The organism is Streptomyces sp. NPDC059477, from assembly GCF_042749375.1.
GTDB lineage: Bacteria > Actinomycetota > Actinomycetes > Streptomycetales > Streptomycetaceae > Streptomyces.
This window is the reverse complement of sequence record NZ_JBHYUG010000105.1, coordinates 1-21180: the sequence shown is the minus strand read 5'-3', so window position 1 is coordinate 21180 and position 21180 is coordinate 1. Positions and strand designations below refer to the sequence as shown.

The 21180-nt window shown below is 72.7% G+C and carries 16 protein-coding genes; 9 read left to right on the top strand and 7 right to left on the bottom strand.

Annotated features, from left to right (window positions below; genetic code table 11):
• The first annotated feature begins 81 nt into the window (after nucleotides 1–81).
• Entirely contained in the window at nucleotides 82–1041 is a 960-nt protein-coding gene (locus ACFXAZ_RS33910; RefSeq protein WP_384599013.1) for an ABC transporter substrate-binding protein, read from the top strand.
• Nucleotides 1042–1084: 43 nt separating this feature from the next.
• On the opposite strand, the gene ACFXAZ_RS33905 is transcribed toward ACFXAZ_RS33910, so the two are convergent.
• The 4 genes from ACFXAZ_RS33905 to ACFXAZ_RS33890 all read right to left on the bottom strand — a co-directional run bounded on the left by ACFXAZ_RS33905 (nucleotide 1085) and on the right by ACFXAZ_RS33890 (nucleotide 5483).
• Nucleotides 1085–2239 carry an ABC transporter ATP-binding protein gene (locus ACFXAZ_RS33905; protein WP_384599010.1) on the bottom strand — a complete coding sequence of 385 codons (1155 nt, stop codon included), beginning with the start codon at nucleotides 2237–2239 and terminating at the stop codon, nucleotides 1085–1087.
• A gap of 55 nt (nucleotides 2240–2294) precedes the next feature.
• A complete protein-coding gene (locus tag ACFXAZ_RS33900; protein ID WP_384599007.1) occupies nucleotides 2295–2948 on the bottom strand; it encodes a lactate utilization protein C in 654 nt (217 codons plus the stop codon).
• Nucleotides 2945–4492, bottom strand: a complete 1548-nt coding sequence (locus tag ACFXAZ_RS33895; protein WP_384599004.1) for a LutB/LldF family L-lactate oxidation iron-sulfur protein — start codon at nucleotides 4490–4492, stop codon at nucleotides 2945–2947. The genes ACFXAZ_RS33900 and ACFXAZ_RS33895 overlap by 4 nt, the downstream gene beginning before the upstream one ends.
• 235 nt (nucleotides 4493–4727) lie before the next feature.
• On the bottom strand, nucleotides 4728–5483 hold the full coding sequence (locus ACFXAZ_RS33890; protein ID WP_384599001.1) for a (Fe-S)-binding protein: 756 nt from the start codon (nucleotides 5481–5483) through the stop codon (nucleotides 4728–4730).
• A 387-nt stretch (nucleotides 5484–5870) separates the two neighbouring features.
• Here ACFXAZ_RS33890 and ACFXAZ_RS33885 point away from each other — a divergent pair, with 387 nt between their 5' ends.
• The 5 genes from ACFXAZ_RS33885 to ACFXAZ_RS33865 all read left to right on the top strand — a co-directional run bounded on the left by ACFXAZ_RS33885 (nucleotide 5871) and on the right by ACFXAZ_RS33865 (nucleotide 10161).
• The gene (locus tag ACFXAZ_RS33885; RefSeq protein ID WP_384598998.1) at nucleotides 5871–7172 is read left to right on the top strand and encodes an alpha/beta fold hydrolase; all 1302 of its coding nucleotides are present in this window, start codon (nucleotides 5871–5873) and stop codon (nucleotides 7170–7172) included.
• Between the two features lie 151 nt (nucleotides 7173–7323).
• A complete protein-coding gene (locus ACFXAZ_RS33880; protein WP_384598995.1) occupies nucleotides 7324–8067 on the top strand; it encodes a PIG-L deacetylase family protein in 744 nt (247 codons plus the stop codon).
• A 28-nt stretch (nucleotides 8068–8095) separates the two neighbouring features.
• Complete coding sequence (locus tag ACFXAZ_RS33875; RefSeq protein WP_384599050.1) at nucleotides 8096–8320, top strand: hypothetical protein; 225 nt, start codon at nucleotides 8096–8098, stop codon at nucleotides 8318–8320.
• Nucleotides 8317–9117 (top strand): pentapeptide repeat-containing protein, encoded by an 801-nt coding sequence (locus ACFXAZ_RS33870; RefSeq protein WP_384599041.1) that lies wholly within the window; start codon nucleotides 8317–8319, stop codon nucleotides 9115–9117. Before ACFXAZ_RS33875 ends, ACFXAZ_RS33870 begins: the two co-directional genes overlap by 4 nt.
• A gap of 315 nt (nucleotides 9118–9432) precedes the next feature.
• A complete protein-coding gene (locus ACFXAZ_RS33865) occupies nucleotides 9433–10161 on the top strand; it encodes a DUF2470 domain-containing protein (RefSeq protein WP_384598992.1) in 729 nt (242 codons plus the stop codon).
• Nucleotides 10162–10611: 450 nt separating this feature from the next.
• Here ACFXAZ_RS33865 and ACFXAZ_RS33860 read toward each other — a convergent pair whose 3' ends face one another.
• The 3 genes from ACFXAZ_RS33860 to ACFXAZ_RS33850 all read right to left on the bottom strand — a co-directional run bounded on the left by ACFXAZ_RS33860 (nucleotide 10612) and on the right by ACFXAZ_RS33850 (nucleotide 13580).
• A complete protein-coding gene (locus tag ACFXAZ_RS33860; RefSeq protein WP_384598988.1) occupies nucleotides 10612–11649 on the bottom strand; it encodes a hypothetical protein in 1038 nt (345 codons plus the stop codon).
• Nucleotides 11650–11720: 71 nt separating this feature from the next.
• Nucleotides 11721–12998: an FUSC family protein gene (locus ACFXAZ_RS33855; protein ID WP_384598985.1), complete on the bottom strand. Its 1278-nt coding sequence runs from the start codon at nucleotides 12996–12998 to the stop codon at nucleotides 11721–11723.
• An 87-nt stretch (nucleotides 12999–13085) separates the two neighbouring features.
• The gene (locus ACFXAZ_RS33850; protein ID WP_384598982.1) at nucleotides 13086–13580 is read right to left on the bottom strand and encodes an FBP domain-containing protein; all 495 of its coding nucleotides are present in this window, start codon (nucleotides 13578–13580) and stop codon (nucleotides 13086–13088) included.
• Between the two features lie 470 nt (nucleotides 13581–14050).
• On the opposite strand from ACFXAZ_RS33850, the gene ACFXAZ_RS33845 reads away from it, so the two are divergent.
• The 3 genes from ACFXAZ_RS33845 (at nucleotide 14051) to ACFXAZ_RS33835 (ending at nucleotide 21040) form a co-directional block, all read left to right on the top strand.
• On the top strand, nucleotides 14051–15340 hold the full coding sequence (locus ACFXAZ_RS33845; RefSeq protein ID WP_384598979.1) for an ROK family protein: 1290 nt from the start codon (nucleotides 14051–14053) through the stop codon (nucleotides 15338–15340).
• 646 nt (nucleotides 15341–15986) lie between these two features.
• Nucleotides 15987–18860: a carbohydrate-binding protein gene (locus ACFXAZ_RS33840; protein ID WP_384598976.1), complete on the top strand. Its 2874-nt coding sequence runs from the start codon at nucleotides 15987–15989 to the stop codon at nucleotides 18858–18860.
• 59 nt (nucleotides 18861–18919) lie between these two features.
• Nucleotides 18920–21040, top strand: coding sequence for a ThuA domain-containing protein (locus tag ACFXAZ_RS33835; RefSeq protein ID WP_384599038.1), 2121 nt, complete (start codon nucleotides 18920–18922; stop codon nucleotides 21038–21040).
• Nucleotides 21041–21180 lie beyond the last annotated feature (140 nt).

Here is a 21180-nt window from a genome sequence, read left to right as displayed (position 1 = left end):
AGGGCCCGGAGGGGACACTCGATGAGGGCCCGGAGGGGACACTCGATGAGGGCCCGGACGGGACATCCGATGAGAGTCCGGATGAGACACCCGGTCGGGGCCCGTACGGTACTCGCGGGCGTCCTTCTGCTGGCCCTGACCGCCGCCGGCTGTGCCACCGGCCCCTCCCTGGAGAGCCAGGGCGAGGTCACCGCGTCCCCCGGCGACAGCCACCACCTCACCGTCGGCTCGGCCGGATTCACCGAGAGCGATCTGCTCGCCCAGCTGTACGCCCTGCTCCTGAACCAGGCCGGATACCGGACCTCCTTCCTCACGGTCGCCAACCGCGAGCTGTACGAACCGGCCCTGGAGTCCGGGCAGATCGATGTCGTCCCGGAGTACGCGGCCACCTTCGCCGACTGGCTCAACGCCAAGACCAACGGCCCCGACGCCCCGCCCGTCGGCTCACCCGACCTCGCCGCCACCATGAAGGCCCTGCGCCGGCTGGCCACCCCCCGCGGCCTCACCGTCCTGGACCCCGGCCGGGCCGTCGACCAGAACGCCTTCGCCGTCAAGGACAGCTACGCGCGCGAGCACCACCTCAAGACCCTCAGCGACCTCGGCGCCTCGGGACTGAAGGTACGGCTCGCGGCGGGCGACGAATGCGTGCAGCGGCCGTACTGCGAACCCGGGCTGAAGCGGGTCTACGGCATCGACATCGTCGCCGTCGACCCCAAGGGCGTGGGCACCACCCAGGCCAAACTCGCCGTGCAGAACGGCCAGGACCAGATGGTGCTGACCACCACCACCGACGCCACCCTCGACCAGTTCGGCCTCGTCCTGCTCGCCGACGACAAGCATCTCCAGAACGCCGACTACGTGGTGCCGGTCGTGAACCGCGCCCGCGCGGGCGGCCCCGGCGTCACCAAGGCCCTCGGCAAGCTCAACGAGGTCCTCACCACCGCCGACCTCGCCTCCATGAACGAGCAGGTGGACAGCTGGCGACGGCTCCCGGAGGACGTGGCACGGACTTATCTCAAGGACAAGGGGCTGCTGACGTAGGAAAGAGGCTGGGGCTGCCGTCGGCCCCTCACGGGTTCGCCCTTCACGCGTCCGCCACCGAGTCGAACGCCACCTGCCCCCGGGACACCCCCTGCGCGTCCGCGTCCACCGAGCGGCGCAGCGCCTCATGCAGCTTGGCGGGGGTCAGGACGCCGAGGAACCGGGAGCCGTCCAGGACGGCCACCCATCCGGCGTCGTGCTGGAGCATCACGCCGAACGCCTGCTTCAGCGGTGCCCCGACCGGAACCCAGGCGTTCATCCGGTGCGCGAGCGCCCCGACGGCCCCCTCGGTGCCCAGCTCGTCCAGCCCCACCCAGCCGTGCAGATCGCCGTCCGCGTCCAGCACCACCGCCCAGCGGGCGCCGTCCGCCCGCATCCGTGCCGCCGCCCGCCCGGCCGCCTCGTCCAGCCCGACGACCGGCGGCTGTTCCACGTCCCCGGGCTCGATCGCGGTCACCGACAGCCGCTTCAGCCCCCGGTCCGCGCCCACGAAGGCGGCGACGTACGGGGACGCGGGCATCCCCAGCACCGCGCCCGGAGTGTCGTACTGCTCGATCCGGCCCTGTCCGTACACCGCGATCCGGTCGCCGAGCCGGACCGCCTCCTCGATGTCATGGGTGACCAGCAGCACCGTCTTGCGCACGGTGGCCTGCATCCGCAGGAACTCGTCCTGCAACTGCTCGCGCACCACCGGGTCGACCGCGCCGAACGGCTCGTCCATCAGCAGCACCGGCGGATCGGCGGCCAGCGCGCGGGCCACCCCGACCCGCTGCCGCTGACCACCCGACAGCTGATGCGGGTAACGCGGCCCGTAGATGCCGGGGTCGAGTCCGACCAGGTCCAGCAGTTCCGCCGCCCGCTGCCTCGCCCTCGCGCGCTTCCAGCCGATCAGCGCGGGCACGGTGGCCGTGTTGTCGAGGATCGTGCGGTGCGGGAAGAGGCCGACCTGCTGGATGACGTACCCGATGCGGCGGCGCAGCCGGACCGGGTCGACGTCCGCGATGTTCTCGCCGTTCACCAGGATCCGGCCCGACGTCGGCTCGATCAGCCGGTTCACCATCATCATGGTGGTGGTCTTGCCGCAGCCCGAGGGGCCGACGAGGGTGACCAGCTCGCCCTCGGACACCTCGAAGGACAGCCCGTCCACGGCCGTCGTCCCGTCCGGGTAGCGCTTGGTGACCTGCTCGAACCGGATCATGTCCTTACGCTAGCCGCGCCCGTCCCCGCCCGCTCTCCGGCGCGATCCCCTCGGTTCACCCGGGCCCGGCGCCCACCAGCACCACCTCCAGCGTGCGCGGTCCGTGCACGCCCTCCACCCGGTCCAGCTCGATGTCACTGGTCGCCGACGGTCCGGAGATCCAGGTCAGCGGGCGGGCGGGGTCGAGGCGTTCGAGGGCCTGGGGGACCGACGACACCACCTGGTCGGGCACGCGCACCACACAGATGTGATGGTCGGGGATCAAGGTGATGCGGCGCCGCCCCTGGTCCGGCGATCCGTCGAGCACGATCGTGCCGGTCTCCGCCACGGCGACCGCGCACCCGGTCACCACACTGCCGACCCGGTCCAACTCGTGGGGGGTGGAGACGGCACGGTCGTGGACGCGGGTGGGGTCCGCCGCGCTCAGCCAGGAGGGCGGCAGGTCCGGCGGCACGAGCACGGTCTCCGAGCCGCGCTCGGCGAGGAGACGCATCATCAGCATGGGCAGCTCCTCGTCCGTGCAGCGGTGGACGACCGCCCGGTAGTCCGCCAGGTTCTCGGCCAGCAGCTCCACCGTCTGTGCCTCGGTCCGCTCGCCGTGCACACGGGCGTAGTTCCGCTCGATCGCCCGCTCATAGGGCGGATCGTCCCGGGGGACGTCCGCGAGCGCCCGCCGCACCCGGCCGAGAATCCGTTCCCTGCTGCTCATCGCTCGCCCTTCGCGCCGCTGCTCCCGCCGTTGCTCCCGCTATTGCTCCGACTGTTGCTCCGACTGTTGCTCCCGTCGTCGCTCCCGCCGTTCGTACGCTGCCACCAGTCGCGGAACGGCTCCGCCGGGACCGTCGGCAGATCGCGGCCGGCGCTCCACGCCTTGCCCGGGCCCGGCAGGGTGCGCGGGTGGAACCTGCGGGTCCGGGAGGCGAGGCGCTGGCCGGTGCGCAGGGCGCCGGGACGGTCGAGCGCCCAGCGGGCCGCGCGCATGGCCGCCCGTTCGGCCGCGTGCCCCTTGGCGGGCTTGAGGACCACCTTGTTGCCCTGCCGGGTCACCGGACCGCCCTGCACCACCCGCTCCCGCAGATGCACCAGCACCTCGGGGATGTCGATGGCCACCGGGCACACCTCGTAGCAGGCCCCGCACAGGGAGGAGGCGTACGGCAGGGAGGCGTCGATCTCGCTCCCGGTGCCGCGCAGTTGCGGGCTGAGGATCGCGCCGATCGGGCCCGGATAGACCGACCCGTACGCATGCCCCCCGGCCCGCTCGTACACCGGGCACACATTCAGACAGGCCGAGCAGCGGATACAGCGCAGGGCCTGGCGGCCCACCTCGTCGGCGAGGGTGTCGGTGCGGCCGTTGTCCAGCAGCACCAGATGGAAGGCGCGCGGCCCGTCATCGTCCGCCGTACCGGTCCAGGTGCTGGTGTACGGGTTCATCCGCTCGGCCGTCGAGGAGCGCGGCAGCGTCTGGAGGAACACCTCCAGGTCCCGCCAGGACGGCACGAGTTTCTCGATGCCGACGACCGAGATCAGCGTCTCGGGGAGGGTCAGGCACATCCGGCCGTTGCCCTCGGACTCCACGACCACCATCGTGCCGGTGTCCGCGACCATGAAGTTGGCGCCGGAGATCCCCACCTTGGCGCGCAGGAACTTCTCCCGCAGATGCAGCCGGGCCGCCTCGGCGAGTTCGGCGGGGGTGTCGGTGAGCCCGTCGGGCGCGGGGCGGCCCCACGTGCCCATCTCACGGCGGAAGATGTCCCGGATCTCACCCCGGTTGCGATGGATCGCCGGGACCAGGATGTGCGAGGGCCGGTCATGGCCGAGCTGCACGATCAGTTCGGCGAGGTCGGTCTCGTAGGCCCGGATGCCCGCCGCCTCCAGCGCCTCGTTGAGCCCGATCTCCTGCGTGGCCATCGACTTGACCTTCACGACCTCGCGCTCACCGGTCGCCTGGACCAGGCCGGTCACGATCCGGTTGGCCTCGTCCGCGTCGGCCGCCCAGTGGACCGTGCCGCCCGCCGCCGTGACCGACTCCTCCAACCGCACGAGATATCGGTCGAGATGGCGCAGGGTGTGGTCCTTGATCCGGCGCCCCGCCTCCCGCAGCTCCGCCCAGTCGGACACCTCGGCGACCGCCTGGGCCCGCTTGGCGCGGATGGTGTGGGTGGCGTGCCGCAGATTGCTCCGCAGGGTGGTGTCGCGTACCGCCTCGCGCGCGGCCCGCGGAAACGCCGGCATCCCTACGAACGTGCCGCTCATCGGCTGTCTCCTTGTCCGCGCGCCGGGCCGGTCTCCCGGTGTCCGGGGGCCGGGCCGACTGCCGTTCGTCCGCTCGTCCGGCGGGTTGCTCGTCGTTCGGGCGTCGGGCCGACTTGCCTGTGTCCGCGCGGTGGGCCGACTTTCCGGTGTCCGCGCGTCGGGCCGACTTCCCCGTGTTGGAGGGTCGGGCCGACCTTCCCGTGTCCGCGGGTCAGGCCGTTCGCCTCAGGTCCGCTCATCCCGCCGGTTCCTCCTCCGTGCTCGCCAGGATCTCCGCCAGGTGCACCGGCCGCAGCTCCGCGCCCAGCCGGGTCATGGTGCCGCCGAGATGCAGCAGACAGGAGTTGTCGGCCGCGCACAGCACCTGCGCGCCCGTCGACTCCGCGTTGCGCACCTTGTCCGTGCCCATCGCCGCCGACACGTCCGCGTTCTTCAACGCGAACGTGCCGCCGAAGCCGCAGCACTCCTCCGCGCCCGGCAGCTCCACCAGGTCCAGCCCCCGCACCGCCCGCAGCAGCCGCAGCGGCCGGTCCCCGAGGCCCAGCGAACGCAGCCCGTGACAGGTCGGGTGATAGGTCACCCGGTGCGGGTAGTACGCCCCGACGTCCGTCACCCCCAGCACATCCACCAGGAACTCGGTCAGTTCGTACGTCTTCGGCACGACCGTCTCCAGCAGGGTCGCCAGCCCGCCGCCGCGTCCCTCCGCCCGGGCCCGTTCGCCCATCCGCGGGTACAGCTCCCGGACCATCGCCCCGCAGGAGCCCGACGGCGTCACGATCGCCTCGTACTCCCCGAAAACATCGGAGAAATGCCGGGCCAGCGGCTCGGCCTCATGCCGGTATCCGGTGTTGTAGTGGGCCTGTCCGCAGCAGGTCTGCGCCATCGGGAAGTCGACCTCGACCCCCAGCCTGGTCAGCAGTTTCACCACCGCGCGGCCGGTGTCCGGATACAGCGTGTCGTTGACGCAGGTCAGGAACAGGGCGACACGCATCGCGGCTCCTCGTGGTTCATCGGATGGATGGCTCGGGCGGATAGCTCGGATGTATATCAGGGTGGGCTGTGCGGGGATCAGCGTAATGGGGGAGGCGGGGGAGGGGCAGATGCGGACCGCTGTCGGAATGTATGTCCAGGTATGCCCGAGGCGTGTCCCGGCCCGGGCCGACCGGCTGGCCCCCCCCGGGATGCCACACCCCGGTTGACCGGCCTTCCCCCCGGCGTGCCGCCCGCCCCGCCGACCGGCCGCCCCGGCGCGCCTCCCACCCCACTGACCGGCCATTCAGCCCGTTTTCACGATCCCCGCTCTCCCCCCACCCCACCCGGGTGTGCTGAACTGGGACGCGGCCACGAACCATGAACCTCGTCCGTACCGGGAGACCCCTTGAGCGTCAGCTACCGCCAGCCCGGCGTCGTCCTCACCGACCGCCGTTTCACCGTGCCCCTCGACCACGACGCCCCGGGCGGCGAGACCATCGAGGTCTACGCCCGCGAAGTCGTCGCCGGGGACAGGGCGGGCCGGGACCTGCCGTGGCTGGTCTACCTCCAGGGCGGCCCCGGCTTCGGGGCGAACCGTTTCATCGGAAAGCAGGCGTGGCTGGAGCGGGCCCTGAAGGAGTACCGCGTCCTCCTTCTGGACCAGCGCGGCACCGGCCACTCCACCCCCGCCAACCGCCAGACCCTCCCACTGCGTGGCGGCCCCGCCGAACAGGCCGACTACCTCGCCCACTTCCGCGCCGACGCGATCGTGCGCGACTGCGAACTGATCCGCCGCGAACTGACCGGCGGCAGGCCCTGGGCCGTCCTCGGCCAGAGCTTCGGCGGCTTCTGTGCCGTGCACTATCTGTCCACCGCGCCCGAGGGCCTGAGCACCGCGGTGATCACCGGCGGCCTGCCCTCCCTCGACGCCCACGCCGACGACGTCTACCGGGCGGCGTACCCGCGCATCGAACGCAAGGTCGCCGCGCACTACGCCCGCTACCCGCAGGACATCGAGCGCGCCCGCCGGATCGCCGACCATCTGCTCGGCCACGACGTGGTGCTGCCGGGCGGCTACCGGCTCACCGTCGAGGCGTTCCAGTCCCTCGGCATCCTGCTCGGCGGCGGCGACGGCAGCCACCGGCTGCACTATCTCCTCGAACACGCCTTCGTCCGTACCCCGCAGGGCAGCGCCCTGTCCGACGCCTTCCAGGAAGACGTCCAGGCCCTGCTCTCCTACGCGGGCCACCCCCTCTACGCGCTGGTCCACGAGGCCATCTACGGCCAGGACGACCGGCCCACCGACTGGTCGGCGGAGCGGGTGCGCGCCGAGTTCCCGCAGTTCGACGCGGCCAAGACGCTCGCGGGCGACGGACCACTGCTGTTCACCGGCGAGTCCGTGCACCCCTGGATGTTCGACTGCGACCCGGCGCTGCGCCCGCTGCGCGAGACCGCCGAACTCCTCGCCGCCCGCACCGACTGGCGCCCCCTGTACGACGCCGAGCGGCTCGCCGCCAACGAGGTCCCGGTCGCCGCCGCCGTCTACCACGACGACATGTACGTCGACACCGCCCACGCGCTGACCACCGCCCGCACGATCCGGGGCCTGCGCACCTGGATCACCGACGAGTTCGAACACGACGGCGTACGGGCCGGCGGGCCCCGCGTACTGGACCGGCTGCTGGCGCTGGCGCGGGACGAGGTATGAGCGGCGGCGCTTGCGGGCGACGGGGCGAGGGTCGTGGAGCGACGGTGGTGGAGCGGGAACGAGGGAGCGAGGGAGGGGGAGCGGAGGCCGTGGAGCGGGGGGCGGGTCGAACCCGCGCGCTCCCGTGGGACGTGCGGATTAGTCTTCCCGCATGAGCGACCCGACGATCACCCAGCTTGAGCCCATGCCCGAGGACTGGGAGCGCGCCCTCGCGGTGGTCGCGCACCCGGACGACCTGGAGTACGGGTGCGCGGCGGCCGTCGCGCGCTGGACGGACGGCGGACGCGAGGTGTCGTACGTCCTGGCGACCCGGGGTGAGGCGGGGATGGACACCCTGGAGCCCGCGCGGGCCGCCCCGCTGCGGGAACGCGAACAGCGGGCGAGCGCGGCCGAGGTCGGCGTGTCCACGGTGGAGTTCCTGGACCACCGCGACGGCGTGATCGAGTACGGCATCGCGCTGCGCCGCGACATCGCCGCCGCCATCCGCCGCCACCGTCCCGAACTGGTCATCACCCTCAACCACCGGGACACCTGGGCCGGTGTCCACTGGAACACCCCCGACCATGTGGCCGTCGGCCGGGCCACGCTCGACGCGGCGGCCGACGCCGGGAACCGCTGGATCTTCCCGGAACTCACCGAGCAGGGCCTCGAACCGTGGAACGGCGTGCGGTGGGTCGCCGTCGCCGGGTCCAGTTCCCCCACCCACGCCGTGGACGCCACCGACGGCATGGACCGGGCCGTACGCTCGCTGCTCGCCCACCGCACCTACATCGAGGCCCTGACCGACGCCGAGCCGGAGACGTACGTCCGTGATCTGCTCACCGGGTTCGCGGCGGACATCGCCCCGCGCTTCGGCGGCCGACCGGCGGTGTCCTTCGAACTGTTCGCCCGATGAGCGAGGCCCGCTCGAAGGCCGGCGTTCCGTGCCGGGCGACCTGCTCGCGGTGCCCATCGACGCGAGGGTGGCGCAGGGCGGGCGCGTCGCCCGTTCGCGCAGGTCATTAGGGTGGGCGGCATGCGAGATCGATCAGCCGACGCGGCTGACCCGGCGGGACCGGCTGATGCGACCGGGCCGGCCGATGCGCCTGGACCGGCAGAGCCCACGGGACCGGCAGATCCGGCTGGACGGGCAGACGCGGCTGACCTGACCGTGCTGCGCGGCGACTGCGCGAACTGCTTCGGGCTGTGCTGTGTCGCCCTCCCCTTCACCGCCTCCGCCGACTTCGCGCGCGACAAGCCCGCCGGGACGCCGTGCCCCAACCTGGGCGACGACCACCGCTGCGGCATTCACGCCCGGCTGCGCGAGCGCGGTTACTCCGGCTGCACGGTGTACGACTGCTTCGGCGCCGGGCAGCAGGTCTCGCAGGTCGTCTTCGGTGGCGTCGACTGGCGCACCGGCCCGCCCGAGCGGGCCCGGCGGATGTTCGACGTCTTCCCGGTCGTCCGTCAGCTCCATGAACTGCTCCGGTACCTCACCGAGGCCCTCACCCTCCCCGCCGCCCGCCCCGTCCACCCGAAGCTGCGCCACGCCCTGGAGCGCACCCGGCGGCTCACCCACGGAACTCCGGAGGAACTCGCCGCCCTCGACGTGGCCGCCCACCGGCAGCAGGTCAGCGCCCTGCTGCTGCGCACCAGCGAACTGGCCCGCGCGGGAAGGCGGGGCCCCGACCGGCGCGGCGCCGATCTGATGGGCGCACGGCTGAGGAACGCCGACCTGCGCGGCGCCAACCTGCGCGGCACCTATCTCATCGCCGCCGACCTCACCGGCGCCGATCTGCGCGGCGCGGACTTCATCGGCGCCGACCTGCGCGACACCGACCTTACGGACGCCGATCTGACCGGCGCCTTCTTCCTCACCCAGCCCCAGGTGAACGCGGCCCGCGGCAACGCCGGGACACGGCTGCCGGGGTCGGTCACCCGGCCGGAGCACTGGGCGACCGGGTGACGGGGGGCGCGCACCCTGTCCCTGCGCCCCGCCCCGTATCCCTATCCGTGCCCGGTGCGTCAGCCCCAGCTCCCTTGGCCTCGGCGGCCGGAGCTGACGCGGGGACAGATACGGGAGCTGTGCGCGCGGGCGCTGTTGGGGTCACCCCCGGCTGAGGTCGGGGCCGCTCCCCGGGGCGCGGTCCTCTCGTACGCCTCCGGCGTCGGGTGGTGGCGCCCCGGGCGTCATGTCACCAACCTGTGAAGCCTCGTGGGTGTGGTTGGCGCGCGCCCCGAAGTCCGCTAGGTTAGGCAAGCCTAACCTTAGGAGGATCGGATGGGTGAGAGCCAGACCTGGACGGCCGCGCCCGGCGCGGCAGAACGCGCGCGGTCGGTGCTCGCCGCCGCATGGTCGTGCGCGGTGACCGCGGACGGCGGCCGGGAGGAGTTGGTCGGCGCGCACGACACGGCCGAGGACGGCCGGGTGCTGCTCCATGTGCCGCAGGACAGCGCGCTGCTGGCCACCGCGATCTGCGCCCCGCGCGGGGAGCCGTCCGCCGTGCTGGAGTTCGCCGACGTGGCCCCCGTCCCCGTACGCAACCGGATCCGCGCCCGGCTCTGGCTGGCCGGCTGGTTCTCCTCCGTGGACGGCCATCTCGTCTTCCAGGCCACTCGGGTGGTGCTGCACCAGGCCGCCGGCGCGGAGGTCGTCGACCTCGACGAGTTCGCCGCCGCCACGCCCGATCCGCTCGCCACCGCCGAGGCCCGGTTGCTCACGCACCTCGCCGACGCCCACCCCGACGCCGTCGAACGGCTCACCCGGCTCGTGGAGGCCGAGAGCCTCCTGGGCGCGGTCCGCGTCCAGCCGCTCGCCGTCGACCGCCACGGACTGACCCTGCGCATCGAACGCAGCCGCGCCCACGGCGACGTACGCCTGCCCTTCCACACCCCCGCCGACACCGTCGCCCAGCTCACCGAGCGCATGCATGTCCTGCTCGCCCAGGCCGGCTCGGCCGCCTGCGCCCGCCCGGCGCTCCAGCGGCAGCGGACGGATGGGGAGGGGTGAGGCGGACGGCACGATTGCGCGTGCGCGCCCGGTGAGGGGCCGGCGGGGTATGCCGGGGTCGGTGTCGGTCGGCCCGCCCGCGCGCGGGGCCACTGCCCGTCAGCCGGATGCCGGTCAGGCCGATCTCGGGGCGCCCGCGCGGGTGTGGGCCGGCCGACCGAGGGAGCCAACTCGTGGCCGTAGGAGGGGATGTCGGCCCCGTGGGGTGGGAGGCGTGCAGGCGTGGGCGGGTGTGCGGCGGGACCGCAGCCGGGGGGTGAGCACCGACCGGGCGCGCGGACGCACGGCCCGAACCCGCGAACCGGCGAACCGGGACCCACCAACCAGGCGCCGATGCGCCCTCAGACCCAGCCCTCGCCCCCGTCGTCCGGGCCCCCTCACCGGGCCCCGCCCCGGCCCAGTCACCCACCCCCGTCACTCGGCCCGTCACCCACTCCCGTCACGCCCCCCTCACCACGCCCCGTCCTGCACCGCCTTTCCCGGCGTGTCCCCCAGGGGCTTGATCTGCTGCGGGGTCGGCTCCTGCCAGGGCTCGTGGTCGGTGCCGAGCCAGTCGCCGACCGGCTTCACCTCGGTGAGCGGGGCCGTCGGTGCCAGATCCTCGCCCTGGTCGTCGTAGTAGTCGAACCAGGGCAGCCCCGCACGCGTGTAGGCCGCGCGGTCCACCGGGGACGGCGGCGGGGCCTCGCCGGTGATCCGGCGCCACTCCGGCGGCGTCACCAGATGCACGAAGACCCGCCCGGAGGCGTCCTCGGCCCAGTCCGACAGCGGGCGGTCGTCGCGGTACACCTCCTGGCGCATCGAGCCGCCGACGCCGAGCCCCATCGCCGCACCGCGCTGCCGAGTCCGGGCGGCGCCGGGGGCGGACGCCGCCATGGGCATCGCCCCGGGGGTCGGCAGCGGGCCGCCGAAGGCCGGTGCGCGGCGCCGCTCGGCGGCCAGCCGCCGCTGCTTCTCGCGCCAGTCCGCCAGCGCGCGTTCGCCGAGCGCGAAGGACTGGAGCTGGAGGCCGCCCCAGACCTCCTCGCCGGTGACCTGCCCCTCGACGGTCGCGCCGAGGCCCAGCGGCACGGCGACGAACTGGCGGACCGTGCCCTTCCCGGAGTTGATGCCGTCGAGCCACGGCTGGCGGGGCAGCACCAGGTAATTCTGGGGCTGCCGGACCAGACGGTCGCTCCACGGTCTGCCCGAGACCGCGCACACCTTGCCCACGCCGACCTGGAGCGCGGCGGGCTCCGTGGTGCCGCCGAAGCTCAGCCACATCGCCTCGCGCAGATACACCGGCAGCATCACCCCGCCGCGCGCCAGCCACTCGGCGGGCACGGTGGACGGATAGTCGGTGACCCTGCGGACCGGGAACTGGCCCAGGCCCGGCGGCAGCGCGTGCGTGCCCGTCTCGGGCAGCCGCAGGGTGCGGATGAACTGCACCGCCGCACCGCCCGGCAGCCGCAGCGTGTTCCCGTCGATCCGTACCGTCCCGCTCGTCATCGGCGAAGCCCCCTGTATGTCGCTCGTATGTCGCTCGTGCCATGCCGCACACGCGGCACGCGTCACGTTCTTCACAGAGAACGCCGGGAGGCCGCCGCCCGGTTCCGCACGATGCGCCGCGACACCCGCGCCCGGTCCCGCAGCCGGGTCAGCCGGGGCCGGCGTTCGCGCTGCTCGCGCGAGTGCCGGTCCAGTTCCTCGAACAGCCGGCGGGTGCGGTGCTCGGTGTCCAGTTCGTCGATGATCCGGGTGGCCTCGGCGAGGATCGCGCCGTACAGCTGCCACTGCCGGGCATCGCGCCGCACCTGGACGAGGAGCAGCCGGGACAGTGCGTCGCGGGTCGCGGCGGCCTGGCGGAGTTCGGCGGCGAGCCGCTCCTCCGCCGACTCGGCGCTCACGCTGACACTGGTCGTGACCAGCACCGCGAAGCTCACCACCGCGTCGGCGATCTCCGACAGCAGTTGCTCCACGAGCGCGCCCGTGCGCGCCGGGAACAGCGGATGCGGCTCGCGCTCTTTGGCCAGATCGGTGAGGGTGCGGGCGATCACCCGCAGGACGACCGTGCAGATCTCCAGCGTGTCCAGGCCGGTGCGCAGCACGATCCGGTGCAGCAGCCCCTCCCGGACCCGTGGATTGAGCCGCAGACTGTCCTCGGCCTGCCGCAGATCGGCGTCCACCCCGCTGATGTCGTGATCGAGGCGGCGCGCCTCGTGCAGCCGCAGCGCCGCCTCCTGGGCCGGGGTGTGCCCGGCGGCCTCCTCGCCGACCCGCAGCATCAGCTGCCGTACCCGCCTGGCCAGCTCCTCGATGGACGCGCCCGCCTCGTCCACCCAGACCGGCGGCGCGAGCAGCAGATTGCAGGCGAGGCCGACGGCCGCGCCGATCAGCGTCTCCACCACGCGCGCCCAGGCCGTGTCGTCCACGGCGGTCACGCCGAGCACCAGCATGGCGCTGATCGCGACCTCGGGCACGAACTCGTCGACCCGGACCAGATGCCCCACCGCCAGCGACGCGATGATCACCAGCGCGAGGCTCCACCAGGTCAGCCCCACCAGCAGACTGAAGCCGACCGCCACGAGCACGCCCGCGACCACCGAGTTGACCCGGCGGATGCTCGTGGTGAGCGTGGAGTACAGGGTGACCTGTACGACCAGCAGCGCGGTCAGCGGCGCGGTGAGCGGCCTTGCCTCGGGGCTCAGCCGCAGGGCGATGACGTACGCGATGGTCGCCGCGGCGGTGGACCGCAGCATCTGCACGATCACCGGATCCCGGCTCCACCGCCATACCTTCCGGACGGCCCGGGAACCCTGCTCCCGGACGCCCCGCGTCCACTCCCGTAGGTCTCGCATCCCTTGCCCTGTTCCCGCCGACCGCCCGCGCTGAACGTGACAGGGGGTGCATCCGGGACAGAAGGGGTGAAAAAGGGGGCGGATGTGTCAGACGGTCAGCTTGTCCAGGAAGCCGAAGAGATTCCGCTCGGCCCGCTCGATCTGTTCCTCCAGGGTGAGGCTCTCCTCGAAGCGGGCTCCGCTGTCCGGGATCTTCCGGCCCCGTAGGTACAGGGAACAGGCGAGGTCGGTGCACATGTACAGCCCGACCGAGTTGCCCTCCCGCCCGGCGGCGCCGGCCTTCCTCGCGGTCATCAGGGAGACCCCGCCGCCGCGATGGGTGGTCAGGCACACCGAGCACATGCTCCGATGCAGAAAGCCCCGCTGGGCGGCGGGGAACCGCAGCGCCACGCCCACCGGCCGACCGTCCCGCTCGGCCACCAGATAGCTGCGGTCGGGCGCCCCGGGGTCCCGCCAGCCCAGGAAATCCAGCTCCTGCCAGGGCCGCTCGGCGAGATCCCGGGGCACGGCCAGCCGCTTGGCCTCACCCTTGGAACAGTTGATGAACGAGCCGCGGATGTCCTGCTCGCCGAGCGCACGCACGGGGTGCCTCCCACCATCGGTCACCTGGACCATCGCCCAGACCCTCTGGGAACCGGCCCATGGTAGGAAGCGGCGGGACTCGGGGGCCAACGGGTTTTCCGCGCTCGCCCCGGCGAGGATGCCTCCGGTCCTCGGACTGTGGCGAGAAAGGTACGGCGATCGCCGCCTCGGACTGCCGCGCTTCCCGGGGCATGGGCTGCCACGCCGGCCGAAGGCCGGGCCAAGGCGACGGCACGCCCCCTGGCCGGTACCGCCCTCGCGGTGATTGTCTGGACGGGCCGCTGTACACCGGGCGTTCACTGCGCTACGACGGGATCGCACAGCAAACCCACAGAAAGCCGTCCGTACCCGCCACGGCCCCGTCCCGCGCCCCGCTTCGCTCATTACATGAATTAAGGGTTCGGGAAAGGTCGCGGCAAGGCCAATGCGAGAGGTATGTTGCAGGTCGGACACAGGGCGGAAGGGGCCACATGACGGGGCGGAACGGGCGCACGGTACGGGACCTGAGGCGGGCCAACCGCACGGCCGTGCTGCAACGGCTGTACTTCGACGGCCCCCTCAGCCGCTTCGAACTCGGCCCCGCCACGGGTCTCAGCTCCGGCTCGATCAGCAATGTCGTCGCCGACCTGGTCGGGGACGGACTGGTGGAGGAGGCCGGCAGCGTCGACTCCGACGGCGGCCGGCCCCGCACCCTGCTGCGGGTCTCGCCCCGCAGCGGCCACATGATCGGCGTCGACGTCGGCGAGACCCGGGTCCGTGTCGAACTGTTCGACCTCGCGCTCACCGAACTCGCCCGCACCGAACGCCCCCTGGAACCCCAGCGCTACGACGTGGACGTCATCGTCGGCCACATCCGCGACGGCATCTCCGAGGTGATCGGCGCCGCGGGCATCGCCCCCGAGCAGCTGCTCGGCGTCGGCATCGGCGTTCCCGGCATCGTCGAGCGCACCCCCGAGCGCGGCGCGGTCGTACACGGCCAGACCATCGGCTGGGACGCGGTCCCGCTGGAGGAACTGCTCCGCGAGGGCTCCCAGCTGCCCGGCACGGTGTGCTACTTCATCGACAACGGCGCCAAGACCCTCGGCCAGGCCGAGATGTGGTTCGGCGGCGGACGTGGCGCCCGCAACGCGGTCGTCGTGCTCTTCGGCTCCGGCGTCGGCGCCTGTCTGGTCACCCCGGACGCGGACAACGGCCGGGCCGTCGAGTGGGGGCATCTGACGGTCCGGGTGCGCGGACGCCGCTGCCGCTGCGGCGCGCTCGGCTGCCTGGAGGCGTACGCGGGCGCCGAGTCGCTGCTGGAGCGCTGGCGGGAGGCGGGCGGCCGGCCGCCTCGGGGCACCGACGAGGAGACCACCCTCACCGCCATGCTCGCCGCCGCCTACCCGCCCGAGGGCACCGAGCCCGACCCGGTCGCCCTCGGGGTGCTGGAGGAGACCGCCGAGTACCTGGGCGCCGGGCTCTCCGACCTGATCAACCTCTTCCAGCCCGAGCGGATCCTGATCGGCGGCTGGGCCGGCCTCCAGCTCGGCCCCGGGTTCCTGCCCGACGTACGCCGCCACGCCATGTCGTACGCCCTGAAGCACCCGGCGCAGAAGGTGACCGTGGAACTCGGCCTGCTCGGGCCCGACGCGGTCACCGTCGGCGCCGCGATCCTGCCGCTGGCCGACTTCTTCGCCCGCGGCGGCCGACGCCCCGAGCCCGCACCCGAGGGCCCGGCCCCCGCCTGGCAAGCGATCCTGGAGGAACGCGCCCCGCACTGAGCCGCCTGCGGCGAGGCGCCCGCGCTGAGGCGCCTGCGGTGAGGCGTCTGTGGTGAGGCGTCTGTGGTGAGGTGCCCGTGCCCGGGCCCCCGCAACCGAGTCGCCCCGCGCGGCCACCCGTACTGCGTCACCTGCACCGAGCCACCCGCACCGAGTCGCCCCGCGCGGCACCCGTGCCAACCCACCCGCACCGGGCCGCCCCCCCCCGCGGGCACCCGCACCGAGCCGCCCCACGAGGCACCCGTACCAACCCACCCGCACCGGGCCGCCCCTCCGGCGGCCACCCCCACGCCAACCACCCACTCCGGGCCACCCCACGCAGCGCCCCGCACCACCCCGCCCGCCCAGCCCCGCGCAGCGGCTGCGCGTCCGGTCCGGACCATTTCCTCCCGGCCGGATGTCATCGCCTGTAACGCAATTTTGACAGGCCCTTGACAAATGGCCGAGTGGCCAACAGCATGCAAAGGGTTCGCAGACAGCTGCAATTCCTTTGGTGTGCACTGCAATTACCACACACCGCACCACCCCGCACCGCACACCTCCCGGACTCGGCCGTTCCGCGTCCGAGCCCCGCTCCAGCACCCGGCAAGCGCGGCCGGCGCGCGCCTTGCCTGACATCCCCCACCGTCAGGAAGGACGACCCTTCATGCAATGGCGCCCTCGCGCAGGGCTGAGAACGCTCACTGCGCTCGCGCTCGTCCTGGCCGGAGCCGTCACCGCGGCTCCCACGGCCAGCACGGCCCCCCACGCCAGCACGGCGTCCGTGGTCGCGGCGGATCTCCCGACCGCCGACTACCAGCAGGTCCAGCTCGCCACCGGAGCCGCCGAGGTGGGTCAGCCGATGTCCCTGGCCGTGCTGCCGGACCGCTCGGTCCTGCACACCGCCCGCGACGGCACGATCCGCCTGACCGACCCGGCCGGAAACACCAAGCAGGCCGGGAAGCTCGACGTCTACACGCACGACGAGGAAGGCCTCCAGGGGATCGCCGCCGACCCCGCCTTCGCCACCAACCGGTACGTGTACGTCTACTACTCACCGAAGCTGACCACTCCGGCCGGCGACGCCCCCACCACCGGCACCGCCGCCGACTTCGAGGTCTGGAAGGGCCACCTGAACCTGTCCCGGTTCACCCTGCGCGCCGACGGCACCCTGGACATGGCCAGCGAGAAGATCGTCCTCGAAGTGCCCAACGACCGCGGCCAGTGCTGCCACGTCGGCGGGGACATCGACTTCGACGCCGCCGGGAACCTCTATCTGACCACCGGCGACGACACCAACCCGTTCGACTCCTCCGGGTACACGCCGATCGACGAACGCACCAACCGCAACCCCCAGTTCGATGCCCAGCGCACCTCCGGCAACACCAACGACCTGCGCGGCAAGCTGCTGCGGATCAAGCCCACCGCGGCCGGCGGCTACACCGTCCCGGCCGGCAACCTCTTCGCGGCGGGCACGGCGAACACCCGGCCCGAGATCTACGCGATGGGCTTCCGCAACCCCTTCCGGATGTCCGTCGACCGCCCCACCGGCACGGTCTACCTCGGTGACTACGGCCCTGACGCGGGCGGCACCGACACCAACCGGGGCCCCGGCGGCCAGGTCGAGTTCAACCGCATCACCTCACCCGGCAACTACGGCTGGCCGTACTGCACGGGAACCAACACGACCGCCGAGACGTACAACGAGTACACCTTCCCGAGCGGCCCCACCGCCGCCAAGTACAACTGCGCGGGCGGACCCACCAACAACTCCTTCCGCAACACCGGCCAGACCACTCTGCCGCCCGCCAAGCCGAGCTGGATCAAGTACGGCCTGGACGGCTCCCCGCCCGAGTTCGGCAGCGGCTCCGAGTCCCCGATGGGCGGCGAGGTCTACCGCTACGACCCGAACTCCACCTCGACGGTCAAGTTCCCCCAGTCCCTCGACGGCCGCTACTTCGCCGCCGAGTACGGCCGCCAGTGGATCAAGGCCATCGAGGTCAAGAGCGACGGCACCTACGGAGTCATCGAGGACGTCCCCTGGAACGGCACGCAGGTGATGGACTCCGACTTCGGCCCCGACGGCGCGCTCTACGTCCTGGACTACGGCACGGGCAGCAACAACGCGGGCCTGTACCGCATCGAGTACATCGGCGGCGCCAACCGCAACCCCATCGCCCAGGCGTCCGCCAACCGCACCTCCGGCGCGCTGCCGCTCGCCGTCCAGTTCTCCTCGGCGGGCAGCTCCGACCCCGAGGGCGGGGCACTCACCTACTCCTGGAACTTCGGCGACGGAGCCACCTCCACCCAGGCCAACCCCAGCCACACGTACACCACCGCGGGCACCTATCGCCCCACCCTCACCGTCCGCGACCCACAAGGGCTCACCGGAACCGCCAGCCTGGTGGTCACGGCCGGCAACACCGCGCCCACGGTGACCCTGCAACAGCCCCTGGACGGGCAGCTGTTCTCCTTCGGCGACACCGTGCCCTTCAGGGTGCAGGTCTCCGACCCGGAGGACGGCACCATCGACTGCTCCAAGGTCAAGGTCACCTATCTCCTCGGCCATGACGCCCACACCCACGCCATCACCTCCTCCACCGGCTGCGAGGGCACCATCACCGTGCCCGCCGACGGCGAGCACGACAGCGCCGCCAACCTGTACGGGGTCTTCGACGCCGAGTACACCGACACGGCCGGGCTGACCACCCACTCCCTGCGCACCCTCCAGCCACGGCACCGCCAGGGCGAGCACTTCACCGCCCAGTCCGGCATCCAGATCGCCGACCACGCCCCGGCCGAGGGCGGCAAGACCGTCGGCTTCACCGACGACGGCGACTGGGTCTCCTTCAAGCCGTACGCCCTCGCGGGCGCCACGAAGTTCACCGCCCGGGTCTCCTCCGGCGGCGTCGGCGGCCGGATCGAGGTCCGCGCCGGTTCCGCGACCGGCACCCTGCTCGGCACCGCCACCGTGCCGGTCACCGGCGGCTGGGAGACCTTCACCGACGTCACCGCCAATCTGACCGGAGTACCCGCCGGGACCACCGACCTGTATCTGGTGTTCCGCGGCACGACCGGACAGGGCAACCTCTTCGACGTCGACGCCTTCACCTTCGCCAGCGGCACCACCGCCACACCCCGGGAGGCGGAGACGTACAGCTCCTCCTTCGGCGTCCAGGCCGCCGCGCACGCCCCGGCGAGCGGCGGATACACCCTCGGCCACATCGACAACGGCGACTGGGCCGGCTACTCCGCCGTCTCCACGACCGGCGCCACCTCCTTCACCGCCCGGGTCTCCTCCGCGGGCGCGGGCGGCACCGTCACGATCCGCTCCGGCTCCCAGACCGGGCCCGTGCTCGGCTCGGTGACGGTCCCGGTGACCGGCGGCTGGGAGACCTTCACCACCGTCTCCACCACCCTCACCGGCACCGGCACCGGGCCGCTGTTCCTCACCTTCACCGGCGGCGCGGGCGCCCTGTTCGACATCGACACCTTCTCCCTGGGCACGGCCTCCCTCAACTCCACGACCCGAAAGGGGTGACCCCTGTGACCCGACAGACCCGACGGACCCGACAGACCCGACGGACCGGTCTGACCCGGCTGACCCGCCATCTGCGCCGCCTCACCACGGTCCTGACCCTGGCCCTGCTGGGCGCCCTGATCGCCCCGGCCACCACCGCGCACGCCGCCACCTTCGACGTCCTGGTGTTCTCCAAGACCGCCGGATTCCGCCACGACGCGATCCCCACCGGCCTCAGCACCCTGCGCACCCTCGGCACCCAGAACGACTTCACCGTCACCACCACCGAGGACGCCACCGCGTTCACCACCGCCAACCTCGCGACCTACGAGGCCGTGGTGTTCCTCAACACCACCGGCGATGTCCTCAACGCCACCCAGCAGACCGCCTTCCAGTCCTACGTCGACTCCGGCGGCGGCTACCTCGGCGTGCACGCCGCCGCCGACACCGAGTACGACTGGCCCTACTACGGACAGCTCGTCGGCGCCTGGTTCCAGAGCCACCCCGCGATCCAGTCGGCCACCATCCGCAACGAGGACCGCACCCACCCGGCCACCTCGCACCTGGGCGCCACCTGGACCCGCACCGACGAGTGGTACAACTACCGCGCCAACCCCCGTCCCAACGTGCACGTCCTCCAGACCCTGGACGAGACGAGCTACACCGGCGGCTCCATGGGCACCGACCACCCCATCACCTGGTGCCACGGCCAGGGCCAGGGCCGCTCCTTCTACACCGGCCTCGGCCACACCATCGAGTCCTACGCCGACCCCGCCTTCCGCTCCCTGCTGCTGGGCGGACTGCGCTACGCGGCCGGACAGGTCACCGCCAACTGCGCGGCCCCGGCGGGCACCGGGGTGATCGAGGGCGAGTCGTACACCTCGTCCTTCGGCGTCCAGGCCGCCAACCACACCCCGGCCAGCGGCGGCCGGACCCTCGGCCACATCGACAACGGCGACTGGGCGGGCTACTCCGCCGTCTCCACCGCGGGCGCCCGGACCTTCACCGCGAAGGTCTCCTCCGCGGGCGCGGGCGGCACCATCGAGGTCCGCTCCGGCTCGGCCACCGGCACCCTGCTGGGCTCGGTCGCCGTCCCGGTGACCGGCGGCTGGGAGACCTTCACCACCGTCTCCACCACCCTCACCGGCACCGCCACCGGACCGCTCTTCCTGCGCTTCACCGGCGGGGCCGGCGCCCTCTTCGACGTCGACACCTTCAGTCTGGGCACCCAGCCCGCCACCCAGGCCCTCTCCGACGACGTCCATCTCTTCTACTACCCGTGGTACGGCAGCCCCGCCGTCAACGGCAGCTTCCGCCACTGGCAGCAGGGCGGCAACACCCCGCCCGACGACATCGGCGCCGATCTCTACCCGACCCTCGGCGCCTATGACTCCGGCGACTTCGAGGGCGCCGTCGCCCAGCACATGGAGTGGGTCGCCCGCTCCGGCGCCGGAGTGATCGTCTACAGCTGGTGGGGCCGCGGCAGCTACGAGGACCAGCTCACCCGGGGTGTGCTCGACGCGGCCCAGGAGAAAGGCATCGAGGTCGCCTTCCACCTGGAGCCGTACGCGGGCCGCACCGCCGCCTCCACGGTCGCCGACATCCAGTACATCAACAGCACCTACGGCAGCCACCCGGCCTTCTACCGCTCCGCCGACCACGGCGACAAGGGCGCCTTCTACGTCTTCCAGAGCCTGAACATCACCGACTGGACGGCCCTGAACCAGGTTACCGGCTCCAGCATCGTGCTCGCCCAGACCACCGACACCACCAAGATCGCGAACTTCTCCGGCATGTACACCTACGACGGGATCGCGGGCGCCACCGCCCCCGGCTGGAAACAGGCCGGTGACTACGCCCGCGCCAACGGCCTGATCTGGTCGCCGTCCGTCGCCCCGGGCTATATCGACGACCGGGCCGTCCCGGGCAACACCACGCCCACCGTGGCCCGTGCGGGCGGCGCCGCCTACGACCGGCAATGGAACAACGCCCTTGACCCGGCGATCGGCGGCAACCCGACCTGGGTCTCGGTGACCTCGTTCAACGAGTGGCACGAGGGCAGCTCCATCGAGCCCGCCGACTCCACGCCGCCCGCCGGACAGGGTTACCAGACCTACAACGGCGCCTATGGACTGACGGGGACCGCGGCGGAGACCGCCTACCTCGACCGCACGGCCTACTGGGTGGGCCGCTTCCAGTAGATCCCTGTGCTTTGACAGGCCGGCGGGGGGCGGAGTCGGGGGGGGTGCACGCCGCCGCCCGCCCGGCCCCACCCGGGGCCGCGCGGCGGGGCGAGACCCCGCCGGGGCGGGAAGAGTAGGGCCACCCCCAGTCACCGGCG

Coding starts and splice junctions, on each gene's coding strand:
- ACFXAZ_RS33910 (WP_384599013.1), top strand. CDS start 82: ATGAGACACCCGGTCGGGGCCCGTACGGTACTCGCGGGCGTCCTTCTG.
- ACFXAZ_RS33905 (WP_384599010.1), bottom strand. CDS start 2,239: ATGATCCGGTTCGAGCAGGTCACCAAGCGCTACCCGGACGGGACGACG.
- ACFXAZ_RS33900 (WP_384599007.1), bottom strand. CDS start 2,948: ATGAGCAGCAGGGAACGGATTCTCGGCCGGGTGCGGCGGGCGCTCGCG.
- ACFXAZ_RS33895 (WP_384599004.1), bottom strand. CDS start 4,492: ATGAGCGGCACGTTCGTAGGGATGCCGGCGTTTCCGCGGGCCGCGCGC.
- ACFXAZ_RS33890 (WP_384599001.1), bottom strand. CDS start 5,483: ATGCGTGTCGCCCTGTTCCTGACCTGCGTCAACGACACGCTGTATCCG.
- ACFXAZ_RS33880 (WP_384598995.1), top strand. CDS start 7,324: ATGAGCGACCCGACGATCACCCAGCTTGAGCCCATGCCCGAGGACTGG.
- ACFXAZ_RS33865 (WP_384598992.1), top strand. CDS start 9,433: ATGGGTGAGAGCCAGACCTGGACGGCCGCGCCCGGCGCGGCAGAACGC.
- ACFXAZ_RS33860 (WP_384598988.1), bottom strand. CDS start 11,649: ATGACGAGCGGGACGGTACGGATCGACGGGAACACGCTGCGGCTGCCG.
- ACFXAZ_RS33855 (WP_384598985.1), bottom strand. CDS start 12,998: ATGCGAGACCTACGGGAGTGGACGCGGGGCGTCCGGGAGCAGGGTTCC.
- ACFXAZ_RS33845 (WP_384598979.1), top strand. CDS start 14,051: ATGACGGGGCGGAACGGGCGCACGGTACGGGACCTGAGGCGGGCCAAC.
- ACFXAZ_RS33840 (WP_384598976.1), top strand. CDS start 15,987: ATGCAATGGCGCCCTCGCGCAGGGCTGAGAACGCTCACTGCGCTCGCG.